Here is a 25,934-nt window from a genome sequence, read left to right on the forward strand (position 1 = left end):
CGTCCGCAGTTCTACTTCCGTACAACGGACGTAACGGGCGTAATCCAGCTGCCGGAAGGCACGGAAATGTGCATGCCTGGCGATAACGTCAAAATGGACGTTGAACTGATCACTCCGATCGCTATTGAAGCAGGCCTGCGTTTCGCTATCCGCGAAGGTGGCCGTACAGTAGGCGCCGGCGTTGTTTCCGAAATCGAAGGCTAATAACCTTATAATAGGAAGAAACGAAAAAAACATCTGCAGCATTTGCTGCAGATGTTTTTTTATGAATAAAAAAAATAGCATCCATGCAAAATCGATCAGAAAGCGCATAAAACAGGGCTAAAACGCAAGAAAAATCCTTGCATCGCTGTCCGAATTGTAGTATGATAAGTAAGTACGCGACAACAGGGTATCTCTGTCTATCTATGTTGCGACGCGTCGAAAACAATGAAATAGGATGTTGCCCGTTAAGCGGGGAAACTCCTATGGAGCAGTCTATTCGACGAAATGGACGTTAGGAGGAATTACGTAATGGCAAAACAGGAAAGAATCAGAATTCGCCTCAAAGCGTATGATCACAAGATCCTGGATCAGAGCGCGGCGAAAATCGTCGATACGGCGAAACGGACAGGTGCAATGGTATCCGGCCCGATTCCGCTGCCGACGGAAAAGAACATCTTCACGATTCTGCGTTCCCCACATGTTAACAAGGATTCTCGTGAACAGTTCGAACTGCGTACGCACAAACGCTTGATCGATATTCTCGAAGCATCGAACAAAACCGTTGATGCACTTATGAGACTCGATCTTCCGGCTGGCGTAGACATTGAAATTAAATTATAGGAGGAGGTGCGATTATGTCTAAAGCTATTTTGGGTAAAAAACTGGGAATGACTCAGATCTTCACTGAAGAAGGCGCAGTAGTCCCTGTTACAGTCGTTGAAGCGTCCCCGAACGTAGTTGTCCGTGTAAAGACAGTTGATACCGACGGATACAACTCCATTCAGATCGGCTATGGCGACATCAAAGAAAAACATCTGACAAAACCTGTAAAGGGTCAGTTCGACAAAGCAGGCGTTAAACCTGTTAAGTATCTTCGCGAATTACGTCTCGATGATACGCCGGAATATACGGTAGGCCAAACTCTGGCAGCTGATATTTTCGCAAGCGGCGATCTCGTCGACGTAATTGGCACCAGCAAGGGTAAAGGTTTCGCTGGTACGATTGAACGTCACGGTTTCCACCGCGGACCTATGGGTCACGGCTCCAAATCTCACCGCGAACCGGGTTCCCTCGGACCTATGACCAGTGGTGGCGGCGGTAAAGTCGTCAAAGGTAAAAAACTTCCTGGACAATATGGTGGCAATCAGGCTACAGTTCTTCGTCTCTCTGTCGTTAAAGTCGATATGGATAAGAACCTGATTCTGATTAAAGGTGGTATCCCGGGTGCCAAAGGCAGCCTTGTCATGATTCGTGACACTGTAAAACCCCGCTAATAGTTGTCATACAGGAAGGAGGATAAAATAGAATGCCAAAAGTAAGCACGTATAATATTACCGGCGTACAGACCGGTGAAATCGAATTGAACGATAGCGTATTTGGCGTTGAAGTGAACGAAGCTGTCATGAGACAGGCTGTACTTCGTCAGCTCGCCAATGAACGTCAGGGCACACATGCTACCAAAACACGCGGTCTCGTACGCGGTGGCGGCAGAAAACCCTGGAAACAAAAAGGAACCGGCCGGGCCCGTGTAGGCAGCACCCGCAGTCCGTTATGGGTTGGCGGCGGTACGGTTTGGGGTCCCCATCCGCGTTCTTATGAACAGAAGATGCCCCGCAAAGCACGTCGTCTGGCTGTAAAATCCGCATTAAGCGATAAAGTAAATACAAATGAATTGTATGTACTCGATGAAATTAATCTGGCTGCTGCCAAGACCAAAGAAGTAGCACAGATTATTAATAACTTCAAATTTACGGGCGAAAAAGTCCTCTTCGTCACGGATAATGACGAAGTCGTAACACGCTGCGCACGCAACATCGAAGGTGTAAAAGCCGTTTCCACGACGGGCATCAACATTTTCGACCTGCTCCACTACACGAAGCTGTTCGTAACGAAGAGCGCTGTAGCTAAGATTGAGGAGGTGCTCGGATAATGGATATGCATGATCTCTTATTAAAACCGGTCATCACTGAAAAAACGACAATGATGATGTCTGATGGCAAATATACATTTAAGGTACCGCTCCATGCCAATAAGATTGAAATCCGCAAGGCCGTAGAAAAAGTTTTCAACGTCAAAGTTAAAAACGTTACGACACTGCGCACGATGGGCAAAATGAAACGCATGGGCAAATATATTGGTAAACGCCCGGATTACAAAAAAGCCATCGTAACCCTTCAGGAAGGCGAAACAATCGAATTCTTTGAAGCGTAAGCAATATTGACATAAAGGAGGAGGCACCAAAATGGCCATTAAATCTTTTAAACCGTATTCCGCCGGCCGCCGTTTCATGACTGTCTCGACATTCGATGAAATCACAGCGTCCAAACCGGAAAAATCCTTGCTGGTCAAAGTAACGAGCAAGGGCGGTCGTAATAACCAGGGCAGAATGACAGTCCGCCATCAGGGCGGCGGTCATAAACGCCGTTATCGTTTGATCGATTTCAAACGTATCAAAGACAATATCCCCGCTAAAGTAGCGACGATCGAATATGATCCGAACCGCTCTGCAAATATCGCTCTTCTGTTCTATGCAGATGGCGAAAAGAAATATATCCTCGCTCCCAATGGCTTGAAAGTCGGCGACGTCGTCGTTTCTGGTCCGGAATCGGATATTAAAACTGGGAATGCACTGCCTCTCGGCAAGATTCCTCTCGGTACTCTCGTGCATAACGTCGAACTGAAAATCGGCAAAGGCGGCCAGATGGTCCGTTCTGCTGGTTCGTCCGCACAGATTATCGCTAAAGAAGGAAACTATGCACTGCTCCGTCTTCCTTCTGGTGAATTACGCCAGGTTCATGTAAACTGCCGTGCTACTGTCGGTATCGTGAGCAACCCGGATTATGAAAACCTTACAATCGGTAAAGCCGGCCGTTCCCGCTGGATGGGTATCCGCCCGGGCAACCGTGGTGTTGTCATGAATCCGTGCGATCATCCTCATGGTGGTGGTGAAGGTAAGTCTCCTGTTGGTCGTAAACGTCCGGTTACTCCTTGGGGTAAACCTGCATACGGCGTGAAGACCCGTGAAGCAAAGAAGGCTTCCAATAAGTTTATTGTGAAGAGACGTAAATAGGTCCAGGAAAGGAGATATATAAGTGTCCAGATCCGTAAAAAAAGGCCCATTCGTTGCTGCCCATCTCGTAAAAAAGATTGACGCTATGAACGAAGCCAATGAAAAAAAAGTAGTTAAAACCTGGTCTCGTGCATCTACTATTCTGCCTAGCTTTGTAGGCCATACGATTGCTGTTCACGACGGCCGCAAACACGTTCCTGTTTATATCACTGAAGATATGGTTGGCCATAAACTGGGCGAATTCGCTCCGACACGTACATTCAAAGGTCATGCTAAATCTGAAAAAGTAACAGGCTAAGGGAGGTACTAACCATGGAAGCAAGAGCAATTGCTAAACATATCCGCATTGCCCCCCGTAAGATCAGAATCGTAGCTGACCTCGTACGGGGCAAAAACGTGAGCGAAGCTTTCGCAATCCTTAAATTTACTCCGAAAGTAGGTTCCCGGGTTGTAGAAAAGGTTCTTCGTTCGGCTGTTGCCAATGCGGAACACAATAATGATATGAACGCAGATTCTTTGTATGTTTCTGAAATCTTCGTTGACCAGGACTCCACGATGAAACGTATTCATCCCCGCAGCCGTGGACAGGCTTTCAAGATCCTGAAACATTCCAGTCATGTGACTGTTGTAGTAAAAGAAAGAGCTTAAGGAGGGAAACGTAGTGGGTCAAAAAGTTAACGCCCATGGATTTCGCGTCGGTGTTTCAAAACCTTGGGATGCTAAATGGTATGCTGAAAAAGATTATGCTGCACTTCTGAACGAAGACGTTAAAATCCGTGATTTCTTAAAGAAACAGTTATTTATTGCAGGCGTTTCTCGTATTGAAATCGAACGTTCTGCCAAACGCATCAAATTAATCATTCATACTGCCAAACCGGGCATGGTCATCGGCCGTGGCGGCGCTGGTATTGAAGATATTAAAAAAGCTCTGAAAGCTTTTACCGATAAAAACGTTGATGTCAACATTGCTGAAATCAAACAGGCTGAAATGGATGCAACTCTCGTTGCTGAAAACGTTGCCAGCCAGCTCGAACGCCGTATTGGTTTCCGCCGTGCTATGAAGCAGTGCGTAGGCCGTACGATGCGTATGGGTGCCAAAGGTATCAAAATCATGTGCTCCGGTCGTCTTGGCGGTGCTGAAATCGCCCGTAGCGAAAGTGTCCGCGATGGTTCTATTCCTCTGCATACACTTCGCGCAGATATCGACTATGGCTTTGCAGCAGCACATACAACCTATGGCTGCATCGGCGTAAAATGCTGGATCTACAAAGGAGAAATCCTGCCGGAAGTTAAAAAAGCTCCGCAGAAAAAACGTGAAGGGAGTGAAGCCTGATGTTAATTCCAAAACGTGTCAAACATCGTAAACAGTTCCGCGGCCGTTTAAAAGGTAAGGCTCAGCGTGGCAATAAAGTAGCTCATGGCGATTTCGGTCTTGTAGCTTTGGAACCTGCCTGGATTACCAACCGTCAGATCGAAGCTTCCCGTATTGCTATGACCCGTTACATCAAACGTGGCGGTAAAGTATGGATTAAAATTTTCCCGGACAAACCTATCACAGCAAAACCGGCTGAAACACGTATGGGTTCTGGTAAGGGGTCTCCGGAATACTGGGTAGCAGTTGTAAAACCGGGCCGTGTACTCTTTGAAATGGGTGGCGTTAATGAAGAAGTCGCTCGTGAAGCTATGCGTCTTGCCGGTCATAAGCTGCCGATTAAAACTAAATTTGTCGTTAAAGGTCAGGAATTAGGTGGTGAATAAAATGAAGGTTAAAGAAATCCGTGCTCTTAGCGCTGCCGAAATGGATGAAAAGGTGGTTAGCCTGAAAGAAGAATTGTTTAACCTCCGTTTTCAACATGCGACCGGCCAATTAGAAAATCCCATGCGCATCCGTGAAGTAAAGAAAACTATCGCTCGCATCAAAACGGTACAGCGCGAAGCAGAATTGAAAGCACAGGCGTAAGTCACACAGGATTGAAAATCTAAAAGGAGGTCACAGCTCAGATGGAAAGAAATGAACGCAAAATCCGCGTAGGCAAAGTAGTCAGCAACAAAATGGATAAGACCGTTGTCGTTGCTGTAGAATATAAAGAACAGCATGAACTCTACAAAAAGCCGCTCGTCAGCACTGTAAAGTTCAAAGCTCATGACGAAAATAACGAATGCGGCGTCGGTGATATCGTACGCATCGAAGAAACCCGCCCCCTGTCCAAGCAGAAACATTGGCGAGTAGTCACTATCGTTGAAAAAGCGAAGTAAGATCGATTAATTAGGAGGTCAAGCCATGATTCAGCAAGAAACTGTGTTGAATGTTGCCGATAACACGGGTGCGAAAAAAGTACTCTGCATCCAGGTCATGGGTGGTTCGTACAGAAAATATGGTAACATCGGTGATATTATCACCTGTACTGTTAAAGATGCAACACCCGGCGGCGTTGTCAAGAAAGGCGACGTTGTAAAAGCTGTTATCGTTCGTTCTAAAAAAGGATTGCGCCGTGCTGATGGTTCCTACATCCGTTTCGATGAAAATGCAGCCGTCGTAATCAATAATGATAAGAGCCCGAAAGGCACTCGTATTTTTGGGCCCGTTGCCAGAGAACTGCGTGAAAAAGATTTCATGAAGATCATCTCCCTGGCTCCGGAAGTATTATAAGGAGGAGGTGTTCTCGATGGGTAAAATGCATATCAAAACCGGTGACAGCGTCATCGTCATCGCCGGTAAAGAAAAAGGCAAGAAGGGCAAAGTCATCGCCTGCTATCCGAAAAAGGACCGTGTAGTCGTTGAAGGCCTTAATAAAGTAAAACGTCACACAAAACCGACACAGAACAATCCTCAAGGCGGCATTATCGAAAAAGAAGCTGCTCTGCATGTTTCCAACGTAATGCTCGTAGATCCTGAAAGCGGCAAGCCGACTCGTGTAAAAATGGTACAGCAGGCTGACGGTACGAAAGTACGCACGGCTGTTAAGAGCGGCAAAGCTATCTAACTTAATGTAGAGAAGGGAGGGCCTTGAGAGTGTCCAGATTAAAAGATTTTTACCTTTCGGATGTAGTGAAAGGGTTACAGGAAAAATACAATTACAAAAACGTAATGCAGATTCCAAAGGTGACAAAGGTCGTCATCAACATGGCTGTTGGTGAAGCCGTTACCAACTCCAAAGCTTTGGATGCTGCTGTAAACGATATGACAATCATTTCTGGCCAGAAACCGTTGATTACGAAGGCCAAGAAATCTATCGCAGCTTTTAAAATCCGTGAAGGCATGAACCTTGGCTGCAAAGTTACACTTCGCGGCGAACGGATGTATGAATTCCTCGACAAACTGATGAACCTGACGCTGCCCCGCGTCCGTGACTTCCATGGCGTAAGTGCAACGGGTTTTGATGGCCGTGGCAACTATACACTGGGACTGAAAGAACAGCTCATTTTCCCGGAAATCGAATATGATAAAGTCGATAAAGCCCGCGGTATGGACATTACCATCGTTACAACAGCTGAAACGGACGAAGAAAGCCGGTACATGTTGAAACTGATGGGCATGCCCTTTGAAAAGTAATAGAGGAGGATAACATACATGGCAAAGAAATCTATGCTTGAACGTGAAAAGAAACGTGAAAAAATGGTTGCCAAATACGCTAAGCTCCGTGCAGAACTCAAAGCGAAAGGCGACTATGAAGCACTTTCCCAGTTACCTGCCAATGCTTCTCCGGTTCGTCTGCATAACCGTTGCAAGGTAACCGGCCGTCCTCACGGTTATATGCGTAAATTCGGCATCAGCCGTATCACATTCCGTGACCTGGCTTATAAAGGTCAGATTCCTGGCGTTAAAAAAGCCAGCTGGTAACTCATTATATGGAGGGAGGTTTTAGATTATGGTAATGTCCGATCCGATTGCGGATATGCTCACCAGAATCCGTAATGCCAATTCGGCATATCACGAAAAAGTTGAAATGCCCGCTTCCACGATGAAGGCCGCAGTGCTGAACATCCTGAAAGAAGAAGGCTTCGTAAAGAACTATGAAACCGTTGACGAAGGCAAGACACTGAAAGTAACTTTGAAATACGGTTCTAATAAAGAAAAAGTAATTACCGGCATCAAGAGAATTTCTAAACCGGGCCTGCGCGTTTATGCTAGCAAAGAAGAATTACCGCGCGTTCTCGGTGGTTTGGGGATCGCAGTAATTTCCACGTCCCAGGGTGTTATGACTGATAAAAAAGCTCGTAAACTTGGTCTGGGCGGCGAAGTTATCGCTTACGTCTGGTAAATCGTTTTGGAGGTGTCAATATGTCCCGAGTAGGTAGAATGCCTATTGATATCCCGGCAGGCGTAACAGCAACCCTCGATGGCCAGGTGATTACCGTTAAAGGCCCGAAAGGCGAACTTACCCGTACGCTTCACCCGGATATGAAAGTAACAGTACAAGACAATGTTATTACTGTCGAACGTCCGAATGACGAAAAAAATAACCGTGCCCTGCACGGCCTTACCCGTGCTCTCATTGCCAATATGGTAAAAGGCGTAACGGAAGGCTTTAAAAAGGAACTGGAAATCGTTGGTGTTGGTTACAGAGCACAGATGAAAGGCAAGAAACTTGCCCTGACTCTCGGCTTCTCCCATCCCCTCGAACTCGATGCTCCGGAAGGTATTACGGTTGAATGCCCGAGTGCTACTCAGATCGTAATCTCTGGCGTCAACAATGAACATGTCGGCGAGTTTGCTGCGAAAATCCGTGGCTACCGTCTGCCTGAACCGTATAAAGGAAAAGGTATCCGCTATGTCGGTGAACATGTCCGTCGCAAGGCTGGTAAAGCTGGTACGAAGAAATAATAACGTCATTTACATATAGAAAGGAGTGAATTCCTTGAAAAAGAGTAAGAATGCGATTCGCGTAAAACGTCATTGGCGCTTACGTAAGAACATCAACGGCACGGCAGAACGTCCGCGTTTGAACGTTTTCCGCAGCCTTTCCAATATTTATGCACAGGTCATTGATGATGTCAACGGTGTTACCTTGGTTTCCGCCAGCACGCTGGACAAGGAAATCAAGGCTCAGGATGTCAAAGGCGGCAATGCTGAAGCAGCTAAACTGGTTGGCAAACTCGTTGCTGAACGGGCTATTGAAAAAGGCATCACGACAGTAGTATTTGACCGTGGCGGTTATATTTATCATGGCCGTGTAGCAGCACTGGCTGCAGCAGCTCGTGAAGCTGGCTTGAAATTCTAATCAAGGAGGAAATAACACATGGCAAAAGTTGACCATGCAGGTCTCGAATTACAGGAAAATGTCGTTTTCATCAACCGTGTTGCCAAGGTAGTAAAAGGCGGCCGTCGTTTTTCCTTCAGTGCCCTCGTTGTTGTCGGTGACGGCAATGGCCGTGTTGGCGCAGGCTTAGGTAAAGCTGGCGAAGTTCCGGAAGCTATCCGCAAAGGTGTTGAAGACGCTAAAAAACATATCATCTCCGTTCCTTTGAAAAACGGTTCTATTCCTCACCAGATTACCGGTATCTTTGGTGCTGGCAAAGTCCTTTTGAAACCGGCTGCTGAAGGTACTGGCGTTATTGCCGGCGGCCCGGTCCGTTCCGTATTGGAACTGGCTGGCGTACGCAACATTCTGACGAAATCCCTGGGTTCTTCCAACCCGAACAACATGGTTCAGGCTACGCTCACTGGTCTCTCCCAGCTGAAAGACGTCAGCAAAGTTGCTGAACTCCGCGGCAAAACAGTAGAAGAAATTTACGGCTGATAAGGAGGATATACGTAATGTCTCAAGTAAAAGTTACCCTTGTAAAGAGCGTTGCCAGCCGTCCTGCCGATCAGCGCGCAACGGTGGTCGCCCTGGGTCTCCACAAGACGAATTCCAGTGTCATCAAAGAAGCTACTCCTCAGATTAAAGGTATGCTTCATAAAGTTGAACACTTAGTTAAAGTAGAAGAAATCTAATATAAAAGGAGGTGCGCTTCATTGAAACTTCATGAAATGAAAATTGTTCCCGGCTCTAAGAAAAAACATTTCCGCGTAGGCCGCGGTACTGGTTCCGGTAACGGAACGACAGCCGGCAGAGGTAATAAAGGTCAGAACTCCCGTAGTGGCGGCGGTACGCGTCCGGGCTTCGAAGGTGGCCAGATGCCGCTCTATCGTCTGCTCCCGAAACGGGGATTCAAAAATATCTGGGCTAAAGAATATGCAGAAGTAAACGTTTCTACACTCAACCGTTTTGAAGATGGTGCGACTGTAGATCCGGTTGCTCTCGTAGAAGCTGGTATCGTCAAAAACGTACGTGATGGTATCCGCATTCTTGGCAATGGCGAATTAGAAAAGAAGCTCACTGTCGTAGCTCAGGGCTTTACAAAATCTGCTAAGGCTAAGATAGAAGCAGCTGGCGGCAAGGCTGTTGTACCGGGAGAAGAACCGGTAGCAGAACAGTAGGGGTGATTTGTGGTGTTAGAAAACATCCAAAATGTACTGAATGTTCCCGAATTCCGGAAGCGCGCAGTTTTTACCCTGATCATGTTCATCATTTTCCGCCTTGGTGTGCACATCCCTGTTCCTGGTGTCGATGCTTCAGTCATTGAAAACCTGTTTTCCAGTGGTAACTTGTTCGGGCTCCTCGATTTATTCTCCGGTGGCGCTTTGAGTAAGTTTTCCGTATTGGCCATGAGCATTACGCCGTACATCAATGCATCTATCATTATGCAGCTCCTAACCTCTGTGGTGCCGACCTTTGAGCAATGGGCCAAGGACAATCAGGATGGCCGTGATAAAATCCAGAAAGTAACACGCTGGGGCACGGTTATCCTCGGTTTCATCCAGGCTTTTGCCATGAGTTATGCCCTCAAGGTCAACAACGCACTGGTGGATAACAGCTGGGCCATGGTTCTCATGGTTTCCATCATCCTGACTGCCGGCACGTGCTTCCTCATGTGGCTTGGCGATCAGATTACAGCCGGTGGTATTGGCAATGGGATTTCTCTTATCATCTTTGCCGGTATCGTTGCCCGGTTCCCTGATGGCGTTATGACGATTTACAAGTACGTACAGGCTGGTACAATCAATATTTTCCAGGCCCTTCTCTTTGCCATTATTGCACTTTTGATGATCGTTGTCGTCATCGAAGTGACGCAGGGGCAGCGCCGCGTATCTGTCCAGTACGCCAAACGTGTTGTCGGCCGCAAGATGTATGGCGGTCACACGACACACATTCCTTTGAAAGTAAACCAGGCAGGCGTTATTCCGATCATCTTTGCTTCTTCTGTATTGATGTTCCCTATTACGATTGCCCAGTTTGTGCAGAACGACACGGTGCAGTGGATTGCCAGCTTCTTTGCTTGGGGTACACTGACGAACACCATCATGTACGCACTGCTCATCATGTTCTTCACATATTTCTACACTGCCATCACGCTGAATATTCCCCAGCTGACAGAAAACATGCAGAAATACGGCGGCTTTATTCCGGGCATCCGTCCTGGTCAGCCGACGGCACTGTATATTGACCGCATTATGACGAGAATTACTCTCGCCGGTGCGTTCTTCCTGGCTTTTGTAGCTATCCTGCCCAACTTCATCGGCTGGGTGACGGGTATCCAGGGGGTATACTTCGGTGGTACGGCACTTCTTATCGTCGTCGGTGTTGCTATCGATACGATGAAGCAGGCTGAATCCTTAGTTCTCAACAGACAGTACCAGGGATTCATGAAATAAGGAGGTAGTTTGAATGTATATTCTGTTAATGGGCCCTCCCGGGGCCGGCAAAGGCACACAGGCCGAACGCCTGATTGACAAGTACGGTATTCCTCAGATCTCCACGGGCGATATGTTCCGTGCAGCTGTCAAGGAACAGACTCCTCTCGGCTTGGAAGCAAAGAAATACATGGATAACGGGCAGCTCGTTCCCGATGCCGTCACTGTCGGCATCGTAAAAGAACGTCTTGCAAAAGACGACTGCAAAAAAGGCTTTATTCTTGACGGATTCCCCCGTACGACCAGTCAGGCCGTGTCCTTGGATGCCATCCTTCGTGATTTGGGAATTAAACTGGATGGTGTCATCAATATTGCCGTTCCCGATGAAGAACTCATCAAACGGACGACGGGGCGTCAGATCTGCCGTAAATGTGGTGCAACCTATCACATTGTGTTCAAGCCTTCCAAAGTGAAGAATGTTTGCGATAAATGCGGCGGCGAGTTGTATCAGCGTGATGATGACAAAGTTGAAACCGTTAAGAAACGCCTTAGCGTATATGCTGCCCAGACGAAACCGCTCATCGATTATTATAAGAATTCCAATCTCTACATCGAAGTCGATGGTAAACAGAGTATGGAAGATGTATTCCGCGATATTGTAGCAAGCCTTGAAAAGAGTAAATAAGAATGATTATATTAAAATCGAAAAGGGAAATTGAGTATATTCGTGAAGCAGGCCGGATTACCGCCGATGCGCTTGAATTAATGCGAGAACTGGCAAAACCGGGTGTGACTACGGGTGAACTTGACCAGCGCTGTGAAGAATACATTCGCAGTCAGGGGGCCTTCCCGAGCTGCAAAGGCTATTATGGATTCCCGGCCACCATCTGTGCTAGTGTGAACGAAGAAGTCGTTCATGGGATTCCCGGCCACCGCAAGCTTAAAGATGGTGACATAATCAGTATTGATTTGGTAGTAAACAAAAACGGGTATCATGGTGATTCGACGGTTACATTACCTATTGGCCATGTGGACCCGAAAACACTTCAACTCTTGAAGGTGACGAATGAATGCCTGTATAAAGGTATTGAACAAGCCGTTGCGGGCAACCACCTCGGTGATATTGGTCATGCCGTTCAGGCTTATGCAGAATCGTTTGGATATGGTGTCGTCCGGGACTATGTCGGACATGGAATCGGCTCGGATATGCATGAAGATCCGGAAGTGCCAAATTATGGCCTGGCCGGCCATGGCGAATTGCTTGAACCCGGCATGGTTCTGGCTATTGAACCGATGATCTGTATGGGTACCGAAAAGACGCACCAGCTTAAGAATGGCTGGACTGTTGTCACCCGTGACAGTAAACCGGCTGCTCATTTCGAACATACCGTAGCAATCACGGAAAACGGCCCCGATATTCTAACACTTCCGTCACATGGATAAGCCACTGATTTCTACTGGCATGGTTGTTTGCAGCCTTGCTGGAAAAGATAAGGGCGCTGTGTATGTAGTCACGGGCAGTCTTACTGCTCCCTACGTATGGGTCGCTGACGGTCGTAAGTATAAAGTGGAGAAGCCGAAGAAAAAGAATTGCCGGCATCTTCAGGTTTTAGGAACGAGCGTATCCGGCATGGACGCTGGTTCCGTACGAATCAGCAATGAATGGATACGGTCCGTCCTGAAACGGGCCAGGGTTGAATCTATCAGGGAGGTAACACATGTCTAAGCAAGATGTCATTGAAGTGGAAGGCGTTGTAGTAGAAGCACTGCCAAATGCCATGTTCAAGGTTAAGTTGGAAAATGATCACATCGTGCTGGCCCATGTTTCCGGTAAAATGCGGATGAACTTCATCCGTATCCTGCCAGGTGACCGGGTCACGCTTGAATTGACACCATATGACCTGAATCGTGGTCGTATTACGTATCGCTTCAAATAGGCTTGATTACGCAGGAGGTTAATTATGAAAGTAAAACCGTCGGTTAAGAAAATTTGCGAAAAATGCAAAATCATCAAACGCAAAGGCCGTGTTATGGTTATTTGCGAAAATCCGAAACATAAACAGAAACAAGGTTAATATTCAGGAGGTGAATGAATAGATGGCACGTATAGCCGGTGTAGATTTACCACGTGACAAACGTGTTGAAATTGGTTTAACATATATTTTTGGTATCGGCCTTTCTTCTTCTCAGGAAATTCTCGCCAAAACCGGTATCAATCCCGATACCCGCGTTCGCGATTTGACAGAAGATGAAGTTCAGAAAATCCGTGAAGTCATCGGTTCTGATTATAAAGTAGAAGGTGACCTTCGCCGCGAAACGGCTCTGAACGTAAAACGACTGATTGAAGTCAATTCCTATCGTGGCAAACGTCATCGTGCAGGTCTGCCCGTCCGTGGTCAGCGTACGAAGACAAATGCCCGCACACGTAAAGGCCCGCGCAAGGCAATTGCAGGCAAGAAAAAATAATTTTAAGTAAGGAGGGAAACGATTTTGGCTAAGAATAACGTAAGAAGCAATAAGAAAAAAGAAAAGAAACATGTAGAATCGGGTGCAGCTCATATCCGTTCTACTTTCAATAATACGATTGTTACCATCAGCGATCCCAAGGGTAATGCACTCAGCTGGGCCAGCGCCGGTGAAATGGGCTTCCGTGGTTCCCGTAAAAGTACTCCGTTTGCCGCTCAGATGGCTGCCGAAACAGCTGCCAAGGCTGCTATGGAACACGGCCTCCGCTCTGTTGAAGTATTCGTTAAGGGACCTGGTTCCGGTCGTGAAGCTGCTATCCGTGCCCTGCAGGCTGCAGGTCTGGAAGTCAACTCTATCAAAGATGTAACACCAATTCCTCATAATGGCTGCCGTCCGCCTAAACGTAGACGCGTATAATCGTCTGCGCTTTTGACCAAGTTGTTTTGATTCTGATATAGGAGGATTTTCCTAATGATAGATGATAGCAAGTTTAAGATTGAAATCGCAGAAAAAAGCGATGACGGCAAATACGGAAAATTCGTATGCAAACCTCTTGACAGAGGTTACGGAATCACATTGGGTAATAGTTTGCGGCGCATTCTTCTTGCCTCTTTGGATGGTGTTGCAATTACGTCTATCAAGATTGATGGCGTGTTGCATGAATTTTCGACCATTCCCGGTGTCCGGGAAGATGTAACGGACATCATCCTGAATTTGAAGCAGGTTTGCATGAAGTTCACCAACGATGAAGTTGATGAAGCCGATATCACCATAGATGTTAATGGTGAATGCGAATTTACCGCAAACGATCTTAACGTAATTACAGACGTAGAAATTTTGAACCCGGAACTTCATATTGCTACTCTCGATACGGATGCCCATATCCATATGCAGTGCCATATTGAACGTGGTAAAGGGTACGTACCGTCTACGAAAAACAAAAAGGATACAGATATGATCGGAGTCATTCCTATTGATTCCATCTTTTCTCCTGTTGTTCGTACAAATTACGAAGTCGGCAATGTCCGGGTCGGCAATGAAATGGATTATGATTCATTGACGCTTGAAGTAACGACGGATGGCAGTATCACGGCAGAAAATGCCGTAGCTAAGGCTGCATCCATTATGATCAGCTACCTGAATTATTTCCAGGATATCGCTACCGATGAAAAAGTAAATGAAGCTAAGGCTGATTTTACCGGTGATGGAAAGGAAGAAGTGCCAGTAGACGATGGTCCTGAACTGGATAAAGTTAAAATTGATGTTCTCGACCTTTCCGTACGCGCTTCTAACTGCCTCAAACGGGCCAATATTTATACACTGGCTGATTTGACAGAACGGACAGAAGACGACCTTGCCAAGATTCGTAACCTGGGTAAGAAATCTGTCGATGAAATCATCGAAAAGTTGCGAAAAGAAGGTTACGATTTAAAATCGAATGACGAAGAATAGTTTTAGGAGGATGAACGATGGCTTATAGAAAGTTAGGACGCGACAGCTCTGCACGTAAAGCATTATTGCGCAGCATTGTTACCTCTTTGTTCCAGCATGAACGTATTGAAACCACGGAAGCAAAGGCTAAAGAACTCCGCAAGATGGCTGAAAAAATGCTTACCCTTGCCAAACGGGGTGACCTTCATGCACGCCGCCAGGTACTCGCTTATCTGATGGACGAAGATGTAGTTAAAAAGCTGTTTGATGAAATTGCACCGAAATATAAAGATCGTCAGGGCGGCTATACCCGCATCATTAAAAAGGGCCCGCGCCAGGGTGATGCAGCTCCGATCGTTATCATCGAATTAGTCTGATCTCGACGGGATAGTTTCTGACGGGACACGTAATGAGATGCAAAGCCGCTGTGGTTTGTTCCACAGCGGCTTTTTTAATAAGTGGAAGTAGGAAAGGAGAGAATAAGATGGCATTTAAAATGATATTGGCTGTAAATTTTACACCGGAACGGTTTAAGCAACTCAAACTTCTGGGGCTGCTGACTAAAGCCCAGGTAAAAGCCGTTACGGAAGAAGAAAAGGATGATACGGTAGGCAAGGTCCTTGGCCTGACGGAGGAAGAAGTAGCTGAAATTGCTGCTATGAAAGGCGATGCAGAGGAACAGACCGTGGAACATACGCCGGAAGAAGACGGTGAATTGCCCCCTGTAACCAAAGAAGCCATTGTTCTCTGCGGATTTTCAAATCAGACAGTCAATCTTCTTCTCGATGCTATCCGCCGTGGCAGATTGAAGAATATTCCTTTAAAAGCAATGGTTACGCCAACAAATATTTCCTGGACAATCAATACTATTTTGCAGGAATTAAATAAAGAACACGAATATTTCAAGAATATGAAGAAGAAGGGAAAATAAGGGGGCACATACCATGCGGCCTACTACCTTATGTTTCCCTGTCAATGCCCAGGGACAGATTCTCCTGGGACGGAAAAAAAGAGGGTTTGGCGTTTCTAAATGGAATGGGTTTGGAGGAAAAATAGAAAGGGGAGAAACCTTCCGGGCTTGTGCTGTACGGGAGCTTTATGAAGAATGTCATCTGATAGCAGACGAGGCAGCATTGCAACTGGTGGCCTATCTAGATTTTCGCTTTCCTGCCGATTCTGCATATAACCACATCGGCTATGTCTACTTTCTTCATGACTGGAAAGGCACCGTAACGGCTTCTGATGAAATGGAACCGTGCTGGTTTTCTGCCTCATCTCTTCCCTATGATGAAATGTGGAAGGCCGATGGAATCTGGATTCCCATGATTCTTTCAGGCAGGATAATTTCCGGTACTATTGTATTTGGTGATGACAATGACAGCATAGCCCATACTGATTTTTCTGATACACCGGGCCTCCTTGAACAAACTGTTCCCGACACGTTTTAAGCACTGTAGACAGACTGGACAAGTGTGCCGAATCGTTTATAATGAAGATATAATCATTATTTTATGAGGAGGGGTTTTACCATGAATACACTCGTTGCTGTCTGCATTGCTCCCAGTGGTACTGGTGACGAATATGCACCTTATGTGGCTGAAGTTGTCAAAATCATCCGTAATTCGGGTTTAAAGTGCCACACGTACTCTATGTTCACAGAAATTGAAGGAGAATGGGATGACGTCATGGCTGTCGTCAAAAAGTCGACTCAGTATTTTACCGATAAAGGAATTCGTACGTCGGTCGTTCTGAAAGCAGATATCCGTCCCGGATATACGAATATGATGGATGGGAAGATAGACCGGCTGAATAAGGCCATAGAAGGGAAATAGGCAGGAATTTGCCATTCTCATGGGCCGTATCCTGGCAGGCACGGGACGATTTTATTTACGATTACCGCCTGTTCCTGCCAGATAATGCCCTTGACAGATAATACAAAAACGTGTATACTAATCTAGTCAGTTGCATATGGAGTGATACTCAAGAGGCTGAAGAGGACGGTTTGCTAAATCGTTAGAGGTCGTAAGGCCTGCGAGAGTTCGAATCTCTCTCACTCCGCCAGATTACTGGACAGAGAGCACCTGGGAAGTTTTCCCGGGTGTTCTTTTTTTTGCGCCCGACATCGTATTACATGATTTGTATCTAAATAATTGTGACATTTTTGTGTTATTGTATTATAATAAAACAAGAATGAGCTCTGAATGGTGAATTCTGAGAAATACTGCGTGCCATATTCTTTTTGTTATGGAAATGTCCTTTCGGAAAGGGCGGTCTACGATAGAATGTACTGGCATTCGCATGGGACGGGGGGAGATGCGGTATATAGCATGTCGAATTAAAAAGAATGGCATTTAAAAACAGAAAGGATGATGAGAGTTGATTAGTAAGCGTATCAAAATTTTTGGACTTATACTTGCCGGATTATGTTCCCTTATGCTGGCTGGTTGTGGAACGGGAAGCGATAAGGTATCTACTGGCTATTACAAAAACGTTGCAATCAAGCCGAACGGCGAATTCGTTATCAAAGACCGGGTTGACGACTCAAAAGCTAAGAAAGGCGGCATTTTTTACTATGTCGAAATGGGCAAAGATGACGCGACAAAAGATAAAATCGTAAGTGTTACGGCTAAAGCTGGTAATGCTCCCATCGATATACATTGGAAATCTACCGTTGGTAACATGACGGCTGTTACGGCAGCACGGATTCAGCTTGACTACAGCCAGGATGGTTACATTAAAGAAAAGTATGAACGTGTGACCGGCAAGGCGGGGGTAGGGAACCACGGTGAAGCTTCTATCCGTTATCAGATAGCAAAAGATGGAGAAAATAAAGGAAAAGCAGAAAAGAAATATTATTATAATTCTGAAGGCGATAATAATTCTCTAGGAAGCGTAGCACAGGCGAAGATTGCCTACGATAAAAAAGGGAATATTGATACCATTACCTATATGAATAAGGATGGAAAAGTGGTTAATGGATATCTGGGTGCCAGCATACTAGGATTTGTGTATGACAAAGAAAAAACGGATGTATTGGACTCCATAGAAATCCGGGATAATAACGGTGTAGTGAAGAACAATAAAAACAAATACGCCCGTATTGCTTTTTCCTATGATAAAAAAGGCCGTGTCATCAGCCGTAAGTTGTACAATGAAGCCGGTGATCTCGATGGCAGTGCTCAGAAGAGCCTGTTTGTTTTTCTTGGTCCCACTTCGCTTAATGACAAATTGCAACAGATGAAAGATGGTCTGATAGAAGCTGGGGCAGAAACAAAATATACATATGATGACAAACATGCCGGTCCGGTCAAAATCCAGTTCCTGGGCATAGATGGACAGGCTGCTCCTGTTAAGGATGGTGCCAAGGGCGTTGCCGAACTGGATATGACCTATGATGACGCGGATCGTATTATCGATTTGAAGTTTATCGGCGCTGATGGACAAAGCCTGCCCCTTGTCATAAGTAATACTAAAGGGCCTGATGAATTAAAGATGGACTATGATGAAAACAGTAACATCAGCCAGATAAGCTACTTTAAAAATGGGGAAGCTCTGAACATAGATGAAAAAGTCCTGAGTAATGGTGGTATGTCAACAAAGACAGATATTGCTGCTGTGAAATACAAATATGACAGCCAGCGTAATAGAACAGAAGCTAAATATTTTGATAAATCGGGCAACCCGACCTATTTGAAATTGTATGGGACTACTAAGTACTATGGTCGTCAGTTTGAATATTCTGAAAATAACAATAATCAGCCTAAGGTCACCTATCTGGATGCAGATGGACAGGCGATTAAAGCCGACCCTAAAGATATGTTCCTGGGAACATGGAAGGAACCGGTCAAAGGTGGCTATACGTGGGTTGTCAAAAAGGGAACGATGGAAATTATACGTCCTAATGGCATGAACTCGTCCTATTCGTATGAATTGTCGAATGTAAAGATTGACCCGGAAACAGGTAAGGGAAGTATGATTTTGGATATGAAAGGGAAAAATGATTTTGGTGTAGAAACATTGAAATTTAGCGATGCCGATCATTTTGAAATGGTGGATACGTTTAATCAGAGCAAATTAGTCCGCCAGAAAGACTGATTGCATTGACGTAAGGAGAGTTGTAATGAAATGAGTTTTTGCTCATTTTGTTACAACTCTTTTTTTGTTTTGTATATCGGATTATTCACTTATTCATAGACAAGGAAAAAGCTCTGGCCTATAATGGAATTAAACTTATATTTTTATCAATAGGAGCCTTCATCATGGAAACTGTGAAACATGCGGATCATTATAACCGCAATCTGGAATGTCCTGCCTGTGGCAAGAAAAGCCGGTTTAAAATATGGGACCGCATACAGATAGACAAAAATCCCGGACTTCGGGATAAAGTACGGGATTTATCTCTCTTTCGGTTTCAGTGTCCGAAGTGCGGACATGAAACATATCTCGATTATGATTTCCTTTATATTCAGAGCAATCTGCGCCTGGTCATTTATTATGCTCCCGGCGGAGGAGATGTGACAAATATGCATCAGTCACTGCAGAAGCCGGAATATGAATTCATGAAGGCATTCCGCTATCGCCTTATCCGCCAGCGGGTGCAGTTACTGGAAAAACTTGCCATTTTTGACGCCGGATACGATGACAGAGTAATAGAAATCATGAAAGTAATGATTCAATCTTTTCTGGCAGCACAGGCCAGCCCGATTCATGCCAGCCTGATTGAATTTACTCACAGTGAATCGGGCGATGCCTTTCATTTTGCTGACCAGAGCCAGCAGAAATCAGGCATGCTTCCGTTTAATGATTCCATGCATCAAACGTATCAGGCACTGGAGCGTGATCTGGGAGAGGCGCTGCCACCGGATGACATGCTGGAAATCACACCCCAATGGGCAGTTTCCTTTGTAAAGGACCATCAGGATTTATTTGCCTGACGGGCCATGTAGTCTTTGATATCTTTCAATGTAATGAAGGGCAGATGATACATATCTGCCAGGTGCCATAACTGAGGTGTACGCATCATGGTTCCGTCTTCGGCCATGATTTCACAGCATAATCCGGCTTCTTTCAGGCCAGCGAGACGCATGAGATCTACCGTGGCTTCTGTATGTCCGCCACGGGTGAAAAGGCCGCCTTCTTTGGCGATGAGGGGAAACATATGCCCGGGACGACGGAAGTCTGACGGACGGGAAGCATCTTCTGCCAGCATCCGCGCCGTATAAGCCCGTTCCACTGCGGAAATACCCGTTGTTGTTTCTACGTGGTCTATGGAGACGGTAAAGGCCGTTTCATGGTTGTCCGTATTCCGGGCTACCATAGGCGGCAGAGCAAGTTTTTCTGCAAAGGCCGAACTGATGGGAAGGCAGATGAGACCTTTTCCATGAGTCGCCATGAAATTCATATTTTCTGTTGTGCAGTACTGGGCGGCGCAGATAAAATCACCTTCATTTTCTCTGTCCGGATCATCTGTGGCGATGATAATCCGGCCCTGGCGCAAAGCATCCAGTGCTTCATCGATAGTGTTGTACGTTCGTTTCATTGTCATAATGCATGCCTCCGTATATAAGGGTATTGGGAATTGTCTTCAGCAAAAAAATAACCCTGACCAGGACGGTCAGGGCATACAGGCACAGCATCAGACAGACTGCGGACGCAGCCTGAGATTGCCTTCTTCCATCCAGACTATACGGTCGGTTTTGGAATTGCACCAAATCATGCGCCAAAGCGCTAGCGGACTATACCGCCGGTCGGGAATTGCACCCTGCCCTGAAGACATTTTTATTATACCATTAATTTTACGCATTGCAACTATGTAGCAGGAGAAATTTAAAGAATCAAAAAGATATCATTATGAAAATCAAAATAGACAAAAACAGTCAGGCAGATATAGAATCTGCATGCGCTGAACAGGAGGAACGGTATGAATATAGCTCATTATGTTAAAGCAAAAAGCCTGGAGGAAGCCTGGCAGTTAAATCAGAAACGGTCAGCGGTTATCCTGGGTGGCGGTTGCTGGCTGCGCATGTCTCCCCGCCGCAGGGTGGCAACGGCAATTGATTTGATGGATTTGGGACTGGATGAAATACGCGAAACAGAAGAAGCATTTTATATTGGAGCTATGGTGCCATTGCGCCAACTGGAAATTTCTGAATCACTGGAAACGTATACCCAGGGGGCTATGAAGGAAGCATTGCGTCATATTGTGGGTACACAATTTCGCAATATGGCGACGGTAGGAGGGAGCATCTGGGGCCGGTTTGGCTTTTCTGATGTATTGACACTCTTTCTGGCTTTGGATGCAGAAGCCGATTTATATAAAGGCGGACGAATACCCCTGTCTCTTTTTGCGGAAAAGACGGCAGATACGGATATTTTAAAAGGCATATATCTCCCTAAAAAGAAACGGCGGACGGCCTATGCTTCGCTGCGTCTGAACGCGACCGATTTTCCTGTCCTGGCCTGTGCCGTATCCCGCACAGCAGATAGCGTCTCCTGCAGTGTGGGAGCACGACCGATGAGAGCACAGGTACGATGTCTTCCGGCAGGTACGGGAATGACCGGGGAGGAAGCGGAACGGGCGGCCCGTGAAGTGGCGGATTCTTTATCTTTTGAAGATAATATGCGGGCCAGCCGCATATACCGGCATGATATGGCGATGGTTCTGTGCAGGCGGTTGTTATTACAGACGGCAGGGGAGGGAGACTAATGAGAATTCAGTACTGGCTTAATGGAAAGATGGAAAGTGATGAAATTTTACCAGGACAGATGCTGTATGAATTATTGCGTAAAAAGGGATGTTATAGCGTCAAATGCGGTTGTGAAACGACAGCATGCGGATTATGTACGGTATGGCTGGAGGAAAAACCGGTACTGTCCTGTGCCGTGCTGGCCGCCCGCATTGACGGAAAGCATGTTATGACACTGGAAGGACTGCAGGATGAAGCACAGGAATTTGCCCGGTATATGGGACAAGAAGGCAGCGATCAGTGTGGATTTTGTAATCCCGGTTTTGTCATGAATGTGCTGGCTATGGCAAGAGAATTAGATAATCCTGGAGAAGAAGAAATCAAAGAATACCTAGCAGGCAATCTCTGCCGATGTACGGGATATGTCAGTCATATGAGGGCATTGAAACGGTATCTGACAGAAAAAGGAAAGGGGATGCGGTTATGAGAGAAATCAACCGGGTGGTTATGAAAAAAGATGCCCTGCAACTGATGACAGGAAAACCGGCTTATACGGAAGATTTAGCACCGGAAGGCTGTCTAATCGTCAAAGCTCTGCGCAGCCCTCATGCCAGAGCCATCGTACGTCATGTTGACACGAAAGCTGCCCTGACCGTTCCGGGCATTGAATGCATCCTGACAGCAGAGGATGTCCCTAAGACGCGGTTTACTATTGCCGGCCAGACCTATCCGGAACTCAGTCCGTATGACCGGCTTATACTGGATAGACAGATACGATATGTTGGAGACCCAGTGGCTCTTGTAGCCGGGCGTGATGCGGCATGTGTGGATAAGGCTATGCGCATGATAAAGGTGGAATATGACATACAGGAGCCTCTTCTCGACTTCCGGCAGGCCGTGGATAATCCTATTGTGGTTCATCCGGAAGATGACTGGAACCCACGTGTACCGGTCGGTGGTGATAACAGACGAAATATTATTGCCCAGGCGGAAGAAGACTGGGGCGATGTCGATACGGCATTCCAGAAATCGGATGTTGTGATTGACCGGATCTATCATACAAAACAAGTACAGCAGTCTATGATGGAAACATTCCGGGCGTATACGTATTTGGATGAATTTGGCCGTCTGGTCATTGTCAGTTCGACGCAGGTTCCCTTTCATGTACGACGCATTGTCGCGACAGCCCTGGAAATTCCCAAATCGAAAATCCGTGTAGTTAAGCCACGTATCGGAGGAGGCTTTGGTGCCAAGCAGACGGTTGTCATGGAATGTTATCCTGCTCTGATTACTATGCGTACGGGAAAACGGGCGTATATGGCCTATACGCGGGAAGAGGCCATGACGGTTTCCTCTCCCCGGCATGAAGCAGATGTTCACGTGCGTTTGGGGGCTTCCCGGGATGGTATTATCCAGGTGATTTCTGTGGAATCGCTCTGGAACGGTGGTGCGTATGGTGACCACAGCCCGACGACGGTCACGTTGTCGGGACATAAATCGATTCCTTTATACAATCGTTTCTCTGCATTCCGGTTCCGGTACACCGCCGTGTATACCAACACGATTGCTGCCGGAGCATACAGGGGGTATGGTGCTACCCAGGGGATTTTTGCACTGGAATCGGCTGTGAATGAATTGGCAGACAGACTACACATGGATCCGGGAGCACTGCGGCTTCAAAATATCGTACAGCAAGGTGAAAGGATGCCGGCATATTTCAACGAAACAGCACTGAGCTGCAATCTGGGAGAATGCCTGAAACGGGTTCAGGCTATGATCGGTTGGGAGCATGTATATCCGCGGCATGTGCTTCCCGATGGCAAAATCCGCGCGGCCGGTCTGGCACTGGCTATGCAGGGGTCTAGTATTTCCAATGTGGACGTGGCTTCGGCGACAATAAAAGTGAATGACGATGGATTTTATACCTTATCCATTGGAGCGACTGATATGGGGACAGGATGCGATACCATATTGGCGCAGATAGCTGCGGAATGTCTCAATTGCTCTGTCGATGAGATTGTAACCCGTGGTGTCGATACGGATACTTCGCCATACGACAGTGGTTCCTATGCATCTTCGACGACGTATCTGACGGGGATGGCTGTCGTAAAAACCTGTCGGTCACTGATCCAAAAGATAAAAGAAAAAGCGGCACTCATGCTGGATTGCGACGATCCTTCGAATCTGGAATTTACTGGTGATGCGGTAACAGATCCTGCCAGTGGCCGGAGGGTAACACGGCAGGATCTGGGGAATGCAGCCATGATTACGAATGATATTGCCTTGGAAGCTACGGAAACCCATTATTCCCCTACCTCTCCACCGCCTTACATGGCAGCTGCAGCAGTTGTCGATGTCGATCTGGAAACCGGTCATATTGATTTAGTAGATTATGCGGCTGTTGTCGACTGCGGGACCGTCATTAATCCGGCATTGGCCAGGGTACAAACAGAAGGTGGTCTTGTGCAGGGAATTGGCATGACGTTGATGGAAAACGTTCAATTTGATTCTCTGGGAAGAATCCAGAATAATTCGTTTATGCAATATAGAATCCCGAGCCGTATGGATATAGGCAAAATACGCGTAGAATTTGCACCTAGTTACGAACCGAATGGTCCTTTTGGGGCCAAGTCTATTGGCGAAATTGTCATAAATACGCCGGCTCCGGCTATTGCAGAGGCCGTTTATCAGGCAACGGGAATACGTTTTACTGAGTTACCCATTACAGCAGAAAAAGTATACCTTGGCTTAAAAGATAAAAAATAATGATAGTATATACTGGGCAGTCGTTGTATCAGGCAGCGGACTGCCCGGATTTTACGGGAGACATAATTTGTATGGATGAACAATTACCATTGACGGGCGTAAAAATAGTTGATTTATCGACCTATGCAGCCGTACCGGCTGCGGCGCGGATACTGGCTGACTGGGGAGCCAATGTCATAAAAGTAGAATCTTTTAAGGGGGATTCGTGGCGGCGATACGGAGAAATAGCCCAGGTTCCCTGTACAGAAGATGAAAATCCCTGCTGGGATGTCAATAATAGTAATAAGCGGAGTATATCCCTGAATCTTCGTACAGAAAAAGGGATGGAAATTCTGCATCGTCTACTGGCAGATGCCGATGTCTTTATGACGAATTACAGGATGACCGCTCTGCGTGCTATGTCTCTTACCTGGAAAGTATTGCATCAGACATATCCACGCCTTATCTGGGGGCATCTGAGCGGGTACGGTAACAAGGGACCGGAAGCGGAAAGGCCGGGCTTTGACATTGCGGCTTTTTGGGCCCGGAGCGGACTTATGCAGGATTATGGCCAGCCGGGAATGGCGCCTCTCACTCCGTTTCATGCTGTTGGCGACATGACGACAGGATCGATTATGGCGGGCGGACTATGCGCTGCATTATACAAACAAGCGCGGACCGGTAAAGGGGATAAAGTAGAGATTTCTTTATTGGGAACTGCTTCCTGGCTTACGGGCTTTCCTGCCGTCGCTGCGCAAAAGGCATATGGCAACGTCTATCCGAGAAAACGGAATGAACAGCCGAGTCCTGTGTGTATTCCCTACGAATGTGCCGATGGTGAATGGCTGGAATTATGTATCATGGATTATGAACGGTACTATCCGGCATTATGTCATATCCTTGATCTGGATACGCTGATCGATGATGAACGGTTTAATACGTTTGCTGCTGTACAATGTCATGCTGGTGAATTTATAGATTTAGTGCAACGAGCGTTCTTGAAGAAAAAAAGAGCGGACTGGGGCCCGGTGTTGACGGCTGCAGATATCGTTTATGATAATGTTGGGCACTTCCGGGATATTACGGAAAATCAGCAAGCCTGGGCTAATGAGAATTTGTACGAACGGCATTTTAATAATGGGCGGTCTGCCGTATTGCCTAATACACCAATCACTTTTGAGGAAGCAAGGCGTCCGGCGTCTCCAGCACCGCTTCTGGGAGAACATAGCCGGGAAATTTTACAGGAATATGAGTATACGGATGAAGAAATTGAAGAATATATTGCCCGTGGCATTGTAAGGGACCATGCAGAGACATGAATTTCTTTATTGATGAGATTTCTGTATAATCCATACATATTTTGTTGACTTTTATTGAATTCAATGGTATTATAAAAGAACCAGCTGATACGAGCGTGCGGAAAGAAAACAAAAAAGAATCCTTTTGTGAAGAGGGATGTTTTGCGTGCTTTTTGCTATAAAGTCATTTTGAATTGAAAAATACAGCTTGACAGATGTGGTAACAGGTGGTAAAATACAATAGCTGTCAGATAACAGAGGACGGAAAAACAGGATGTCCTCACACAAAAGACAGACAAAGTATTTCGAAAAAAGTGCTTGACAAACTCCCTTGAGTTTGTTAAGATATATGAGTC

Annotated in this window: 39 protein-coding genes, 1 tRNA gene, 2 pseudogenes and 1 riboswitch; of the genes and pseudogenes, 41 read left to right on the plus strand and 1 reads right to left on the minus strand. The window is 46.3% G+C overall.

Going from position 1 to position 25,934, the window contains the following annotated elements:
• The 37 genes and pseudogenes from tuf to B2U90_RS04620 all read left to right on the plus strand — a co-directional run.
• Positions 1-204, plus strand: a pseudogene (gene tuf, locus B2U90_RS04440) (elongation factor Tu); the annotation flags it as partial.
• Between the two features lie 309 nt (positions 205-513).
• A complete protein-coding gene (gene rpsJ, locus B2U90_RS04445) occupies positions 514-825 on the plus strand; it encodes a 30S ribosomal protein S10 (protein ID WP_059076088.1) in 312 nt (103 codons plus the stop codon).
• Between the two features lie 14 nt (positions 826-839).
• Complete coding sequence (gene rplC / locus B2U90_RS04450) at positions 840-1,478, plus strand: 50S ribosomal protein L3 (protein ID WP_059076089.1); 639 nt, start codon at positions 840-842, stop codon at positions 1,476-1,478.
• 32 nt (positions 1,479-1,510) lie between these two features.
• On the plus strand, positions 1,511-2,134 hold the full coding sequence (rplD, locus tag B2U90_RS04455) for a 50S ribosomal protein L4 (RefSeq protein ID WP_292017222.1): 624 nt from the start codon (positions 1,511-1,513) through the stop codon (positions 2,132-2,134).
• Complete coding sequence (gene rplW, locus B2U90_RS04460; RefSeq protein WP_059076091.1) at positions 2,134-2,415, plus strand: 50S ribosomal protein L23; 282 nt, start codon at positions 2,134-2,136, stop codon at positions 2,413-2,415. Before rplD ends, rplW begins: the two co-directional genes overlap by 1 nt.
• Positions 2,416-2,446: 31 nt before the next feature.
• Positions 2,447-3,274 carry a 50S ribosomal protein L2 gene (gene rplB, locus B2U90_RS04465; protein WP_059076092.1) on the plus strand — a complete coding sequence of 276 codons (828 nt, stop codon included), beginning with the start codon at positions 2,447-2,449 and terminating at the stop codon, positions 3,272-3,274.
• A gap of 22 nt (positions 3,275-3,296) precedes the next feature.
• The gene (gene rpsS / locus B2U90_RS04470) at positions 3,297-3,572 is read left to right on the plus strand and encodes a 30S ribosomal protein S19 (protein WP_059076093.1); all 276 of its coding nucleotides are present in this window, start codon (positions 3,297-3,299) and stop codon (positions 3,570-3,572) included.
• Between the two features lie 14 nt (positions 3,573-3,586).
• Positions 3,587-3,922, plus strand: a complete 336-nt coding sequence (gene rplV, locus B2U90_RS04475) for a 50S ribosomal protein L22 (protein ID WP_059076094.1) — start codon at positions 3,587-3,589, stop codon at positions 3,920-3,922.
• Between the two features lie 13 nt (positions 3,923-3,935).
• Entirely contained in the window at positions 3,936-4,607 is a 672-nt protein-coding gene (gene rpsC, locus B2U90_RS04480; RefSeq protein ID WP_059076095.1) for a 30S ribosomal protein S3, read from the plus strand.
• Positions 4,607-5,032: a 50S ribosomal protein L16 gene (gene rplP, locus B2U90_RS04485; RefSeq protein WP_059076096.1), complete on the plus strand. Its 426-nt coding sequence runs from the start codon at positions 4,607-4,609 to the stop codon at positions 5,030-5,032. Before rpsC ends, rplP begins: the two co-directional genes overlap by 1 nt.
• A gap of 1 nt (position 5,033) precedes the next feature.
• Positions 5,034-5,234, plus strand: a complete 201-nt coding sequence (gene rpmC, locus B2U90_RS04490; protein ID WP_014015743.1) for a 50S ribosomal protein L29 — start codon at positions 5,034-5,036, stop codon at positions 5,232-5,234.
• A gap of 41 nt (positions 5,235-5,275) precedes the next feature.
• On the plus strand, positions 5,276-5,530 hold the full coding sequence (rpsQ, locus tag B2U90_RS04495) for a 30S ribosomal protein S17 (protein WP_059076097.1): 255 nt from the start codon (positions 5,276-5,278) through the stop codon (positions 5,528-5,530).
• A gap of 25 nt (positions 5,531-5,555) precedes the next feature.
• Positions 5,556-5,924, plus strand: a complete 369-nt coding sequence (gene rplN, locus B2U90_RS04500; RefSeq protein ID WP_059076098.1) for a 50S ribosomal protein L14 — start codon at positions 5,556-5,558, stop codon at positions 5,922-5,924.
• Positions 5,925-5,949: 25 nt separating this feature from the next.
• Positions 5,950-6,258, plus strand: a complete 309-nt coding sequence (gene rplX, locus B2U90_RS04505) for a 50S ribosomal protein L24 (RefSeq protein ID WP_172793335.1) — start codon at positions 5,950-5,952, stop codon at positions 6,256-6,258.
• 29 nt (positions 6,259-6,287) lie between these two features.
• On the plus strand, positions 6,288-6,827 hold the full coding sequence (gene rplE, locus B2U90_RS04510; RefSeq protein WP_059076100.1) for a 50S ribosomal protein L5: 540 nt from the start codon (positions 6,288-6,290) through the stop codon (positions 6,825-6,827).
• An 18-nt stretch (positions 6,828-6,845) separates the two neighbouring features.
• Positions 6,846-7,115 (plus strand): 30S ribosomal protein S14, encoded by a 270-nt coding sequence (rpsN, locus tag B2U90_RS04515; RefSeq protein WP_059076101.1) that lies wholly within the window; start codon positions 6,846-6,848, stop codon positions 7,113-7,115.
• Between the two features lie 28 nt (positions 7,116-7,143).
• On the plus strand, positions 7,144-7,536 hold the full coding sequence (gene rpsH, locus B2U90_RS04520) for a 30S ribosomal protein S8 (protein WP_059076102.1): 393 nt from the start codon (positions 7,144-7,146) through the stop codon (positions 7,534-7,536).
• Positions 7,537-7,556: 20 nt separating this feature from the next.
• The gene (rplF, locus tag B2U90_RS04525; protein WP_059076103.1) at positions 7,557-8,099 is read left to right on the plus strand and encodes a 50S ribosomal protein L6; all 543 of its coding nucleotides are present in this window, start codon (positions 7,557-7,559) and stop codon (positions 8,097-8,099) included.
• A gap of 34 nt (positions 8,100-8,133) precedes the next feature.
• A complete protein-coding gene (gene rplR / locus B2U90_RS04530; protein ID WP_059076104.1) occupies positions 8,134-8,496 on the plus strand; it encodes a 50S ribosomal protein L18 in 363 nt (120 codons plus the stop codon).
• An 18-nt stretch (positions 8,497-8,514) separates the two neighbouring features.
• Positions 8,515-9,015: a 30S ribosomal protein S5 gene (gene rpsE, locus B2U90_RS04535; RefSeq protein ID WP_059076105.1), complete on the plus strand. Its 501-nt coding sequence runs from the start codon at positions 8,515-8,517 to the stop codon at positions 9,013-9,015.
• Between the two features lie 17 nt (positions 9,016-9,032).
• On the plus strand, positions 9,033-9,212 hold the full coding sequence (gene rpmD / locus B2U90_RS04540; RefSeq protein ID WP_059076106.1) for a 50S ribosomal protein L30: 180 nt from the start codon (positions 9,033-9,035) through the stop codon (positions 9,210-9,212).
• 21 nt (positions 9,213-9,233) lie between these two features.
• Entirely contained in the window at positions 9,234-9,698 is a 465-nt protein-coding gene (rplO, locus tag B2U90_RS04545) for a 50S ribosomal protein L15 (RefSeq protein WP_059076107.1), read from the plus strand.
• Between the two features lie 12 nt (positions 9,699-9,710).
• Positions 9,711-10,973, plus strand: a complete 1,263-nt coding sequence (gene secY / locus B2U90_RS04550) for a preprotein translocase subunit SecY (protein WP_059076108.1) — start codon at positions 9,711-9,713, stop codon at positions 10,971-10,973.
• Positions 10,974-10,986: 13 nt separating this feature from the next.
• On the plus strand, positions 10,987-11,637 hold the full coding sequence (locus B2U90_RS04555; protein ID WP_059076109.1) for an adenylate kinase: 651 nt from the start codon (positions 10,987-10,989) through the stop codon (positions 11,635-11,637).
• Positions 11,638-11,639: 2 nt separating this feature from the next.
• Positions 11,640-12,395: a type I methionyl aminopeptidase gene (gene map, locus B2U90_RS04560; RefSeq protein ID WP_059076110.1), complete on the plus strand. Its 756-nt coding sequence runs from the start codon at positions 11,640-11,642 to the stop codon at positions 12,393-12,395.
• A gap of 275 nt (positions 12,396-12,670) precedes the next feature.
• Positions 12,671-12,889 (plus strand): translation initiation factor IF-1, encoded by a 219-nt coding sequence (infA, locus tag B2U90_RS04565; protein ID WP_059076112.1) that lies wholly within the window; start codon positions 12,671-12,673, stop codon positions 12,887-12,889.
• Between the two features lie 24 nt (positions 12,890-12,913).
• Positions 12,914-13,027, plus strand: coding sequence for a 50S ribosomal protein L36 (gene rpmJ / locus B2U90_RS04570; protein WP_007391661.1), 114 nt, complete (start codon positions 12,914-12,916; stop codon positions 13,025-13,027).
• A 22-nt stretch (positions 13,028-13,049) separates the two neighbouring features.
• Positions 13,050-13,418, plus strand: a complete 369-nt coding sequence (gene rpsM, locus B2U90_RS04575; protein WP_059076113.1) for a 30S ribosomal protein S13 — start codon at positions 13,050-13,052, stop codon at positions 13,416-13,418.
• Between the two features lie 24 nt (positions 13,419-13,442).
• Positions 13,443-13,835 carry a 30S ribosomal protein S11 gene (gene rpsK / locus B2U90_RS04580; RefSeq protein WP_059076114.1) on the plus strand — a complete coding sequence of 131 codons (393 nt, stop codon included), beginning with the start codon at positions 13,443-13,445 and terminating at the stop codon, positions 13,833-13,835.
• Positions 13,836-13,889: 54 nt separating this feature from the next.
• The gene (locus tag B2U90_RS04585; protein ID WP_075581503.1) at positions 13,890-14,870 is read left to right on the plus strand and encodes a DNA-directed RNA polymerase subunit alpha; all 981 of its coding nucleotides are present in this window, start codon (positions 13,890-13,892) and stop codon (positions 14,868-14,870) included.
• A gap of 17 nt (positions 14,871-14,887) precedes the next feature.
• Complete coding sequence (rplQ, locus tag B2U90_RS04590) at positions 14,888-15,226, plus strand: 50S ribosomal protein L17 (protein ID WP_059076116.1); 339 nt, start codon at positions 14,888-14,890, stop codon at positions 15,224-15,226.
• Between the two features lie 107 nt (positions 15,227-15,333).
• Positions 15,334-15,780: a DUF3783 domain-containing protein gene (locus tag B2U90_RS04595; protein ID WP_059076117.1), complete on the plus strand. Its 447-nt coding sequence runs from the start codon at positions 15,334-15,336 to the stop codon at positions 15,778-15,780.
• Between the two features lie 13 nt (positions 15,781-15,793).
• Positions 15,794-16,297 carry an 8-oxo-dGTP diphosphatase gene (locus B2U90_RS04600; RefSeq protein ID WP_059076118.1) on the plus strand — a complete coding sequence of 168 codons (504 nt, stop codon included), beginning with the start codon at positions 15,794-15,796 and terminating at the stop codon, positions 16,295-16,297.
• Between the two features lie 81 nt (positions 16,298-16,378).
• Positions 16,379-16,681: an MTH1187 family thiamine-binding protein gene (locus B2U90_RS04605; RefSeq protein ID WP_075581502.1), complete on the plus strand. Its 303-nt coding sequence runs from the start codon at positions 16,379-16,381 to the stop codon at positions 16,679-16,681.
• 138 nt (positions 16,682-16,819) lie between these two features.
• A tRNA-Ser gene (locus tag B2U90_RS04610) sits at positions 16,820-16,910 on the plus strand.
• Positions 16,911-17,225: 315 nt separating this feature from the next.
• Positions 17,226-18,944 carry a hypothetical protein gene (locus B2U90_RS04615; protein WP_113856260.1) on the plus strand — a complete coding sequence of 573 codons (1,719 nt, stop codon included), beginning with the start codon at positions 17,226-17,228 and terminating at the stop codon, positions 18,942-18,944.
• A gap of 164 nt (positions 18,945-19,108) precedes the next feature.
• Entirely contained in the window at positions 19,109-19,783 is a 675-nt protein-coding gene (locus tag B2U90_RS04620; protein ID WP_292017223.1) for a CpXC domain-containing protein, read from the plus strand.
• Positions 19,784-19,788: 5 nt separating this feature from the next.
• Here the strand turns inward: B2U90_RS04620 and ribB are convergent.
• A pseudogene (gene ribB / locus B2U90_RS04625) lies at positions 19,789-20,394 on the minus strand (3,4-dihydroxy-2-butanone-4-phosphate synthase); the annotation flags it as partial.
• Between the two features lie 116 nt (positions 20,395-20,510).
• A riboswitch (FMN riboswitch) is annotated at positions 20,511-20,627 on the minus strand.
• 142 nt (positions 20,628-20,769) lie between these two features.
• Between ribB and B2U90_RS04630 the strand changes: the two are divergent.
• The 4 genes from B2U90_RS04630 (at position 20,770) to B2U90_RS04645 (ending at position 25,599) form a co-directional block, all read left to right on the plus strand.
• The gene (locus B2U90_RS04630; protein ID WP_059076126.1) at positions 20,770-21,555 is read left to right on the plus strand and encodes an FAD binding domain-containing protein; all 786 of its coding nucleotides are present in this window, start codon (positions 20,770-20,772) and stop codon (positions 21,553-21,555) included.
• Positions 21,555-22,022 carry a (2Fe-2S)-binding protein gene (locus tag B2U90_RS04635; protein ID WP_059076127.1) on the plus strand — a complete coding sequence of 156 codons (468 nt, stop codon included), beginning with the start codon at positions 21,555-21,557 and terminating at the stop codon, positions 22,020-22,022. Before B2U90_RS04630 ends, B2U90_RS04635 begins: the two co-directional genes overlap by 1 nt.
• Entirely contained in the window at positions 22,019-24,301 is a 2,283-nt protein-coding gene (locus B2U90_RS04640) for a xanthine dehydrogenase family protein molybdopterin-binding subunit (RefSeq protein ID WP_113856256.1), read from the plus strand. The genes B2U90_RS04635 and B2U90_RS04640 overlap by 4 nt, the downstream gene beginning before the upstream one ends.
• 71 nt (positions 24,302-24,372) lie before the next feature.
• Positions 24,373-25,599: a CaiB/BaiF CoA transferase family protein gene (locus B2U90_RS04645; RefSeq protein WP_059076129.1), complete on the plus strand. Its 1,227-nt coding sequence runs from the start codon at positions 24,373-24,375 to the stop codon at positions 25,597-25,599.
• Positions 25,600-25,934: the final 335 nt, after the last annotated feature.

The sequence above is a fragment of the Megasphaera sp. UBA4233 genome, from assembly GCF_002395615.1.
Lineage (GTDB): Bacteria > Bacillota > Negativicutes > Veillonellales > Megasphaeraceae > Megasphaera > Megasphaera hexanoica.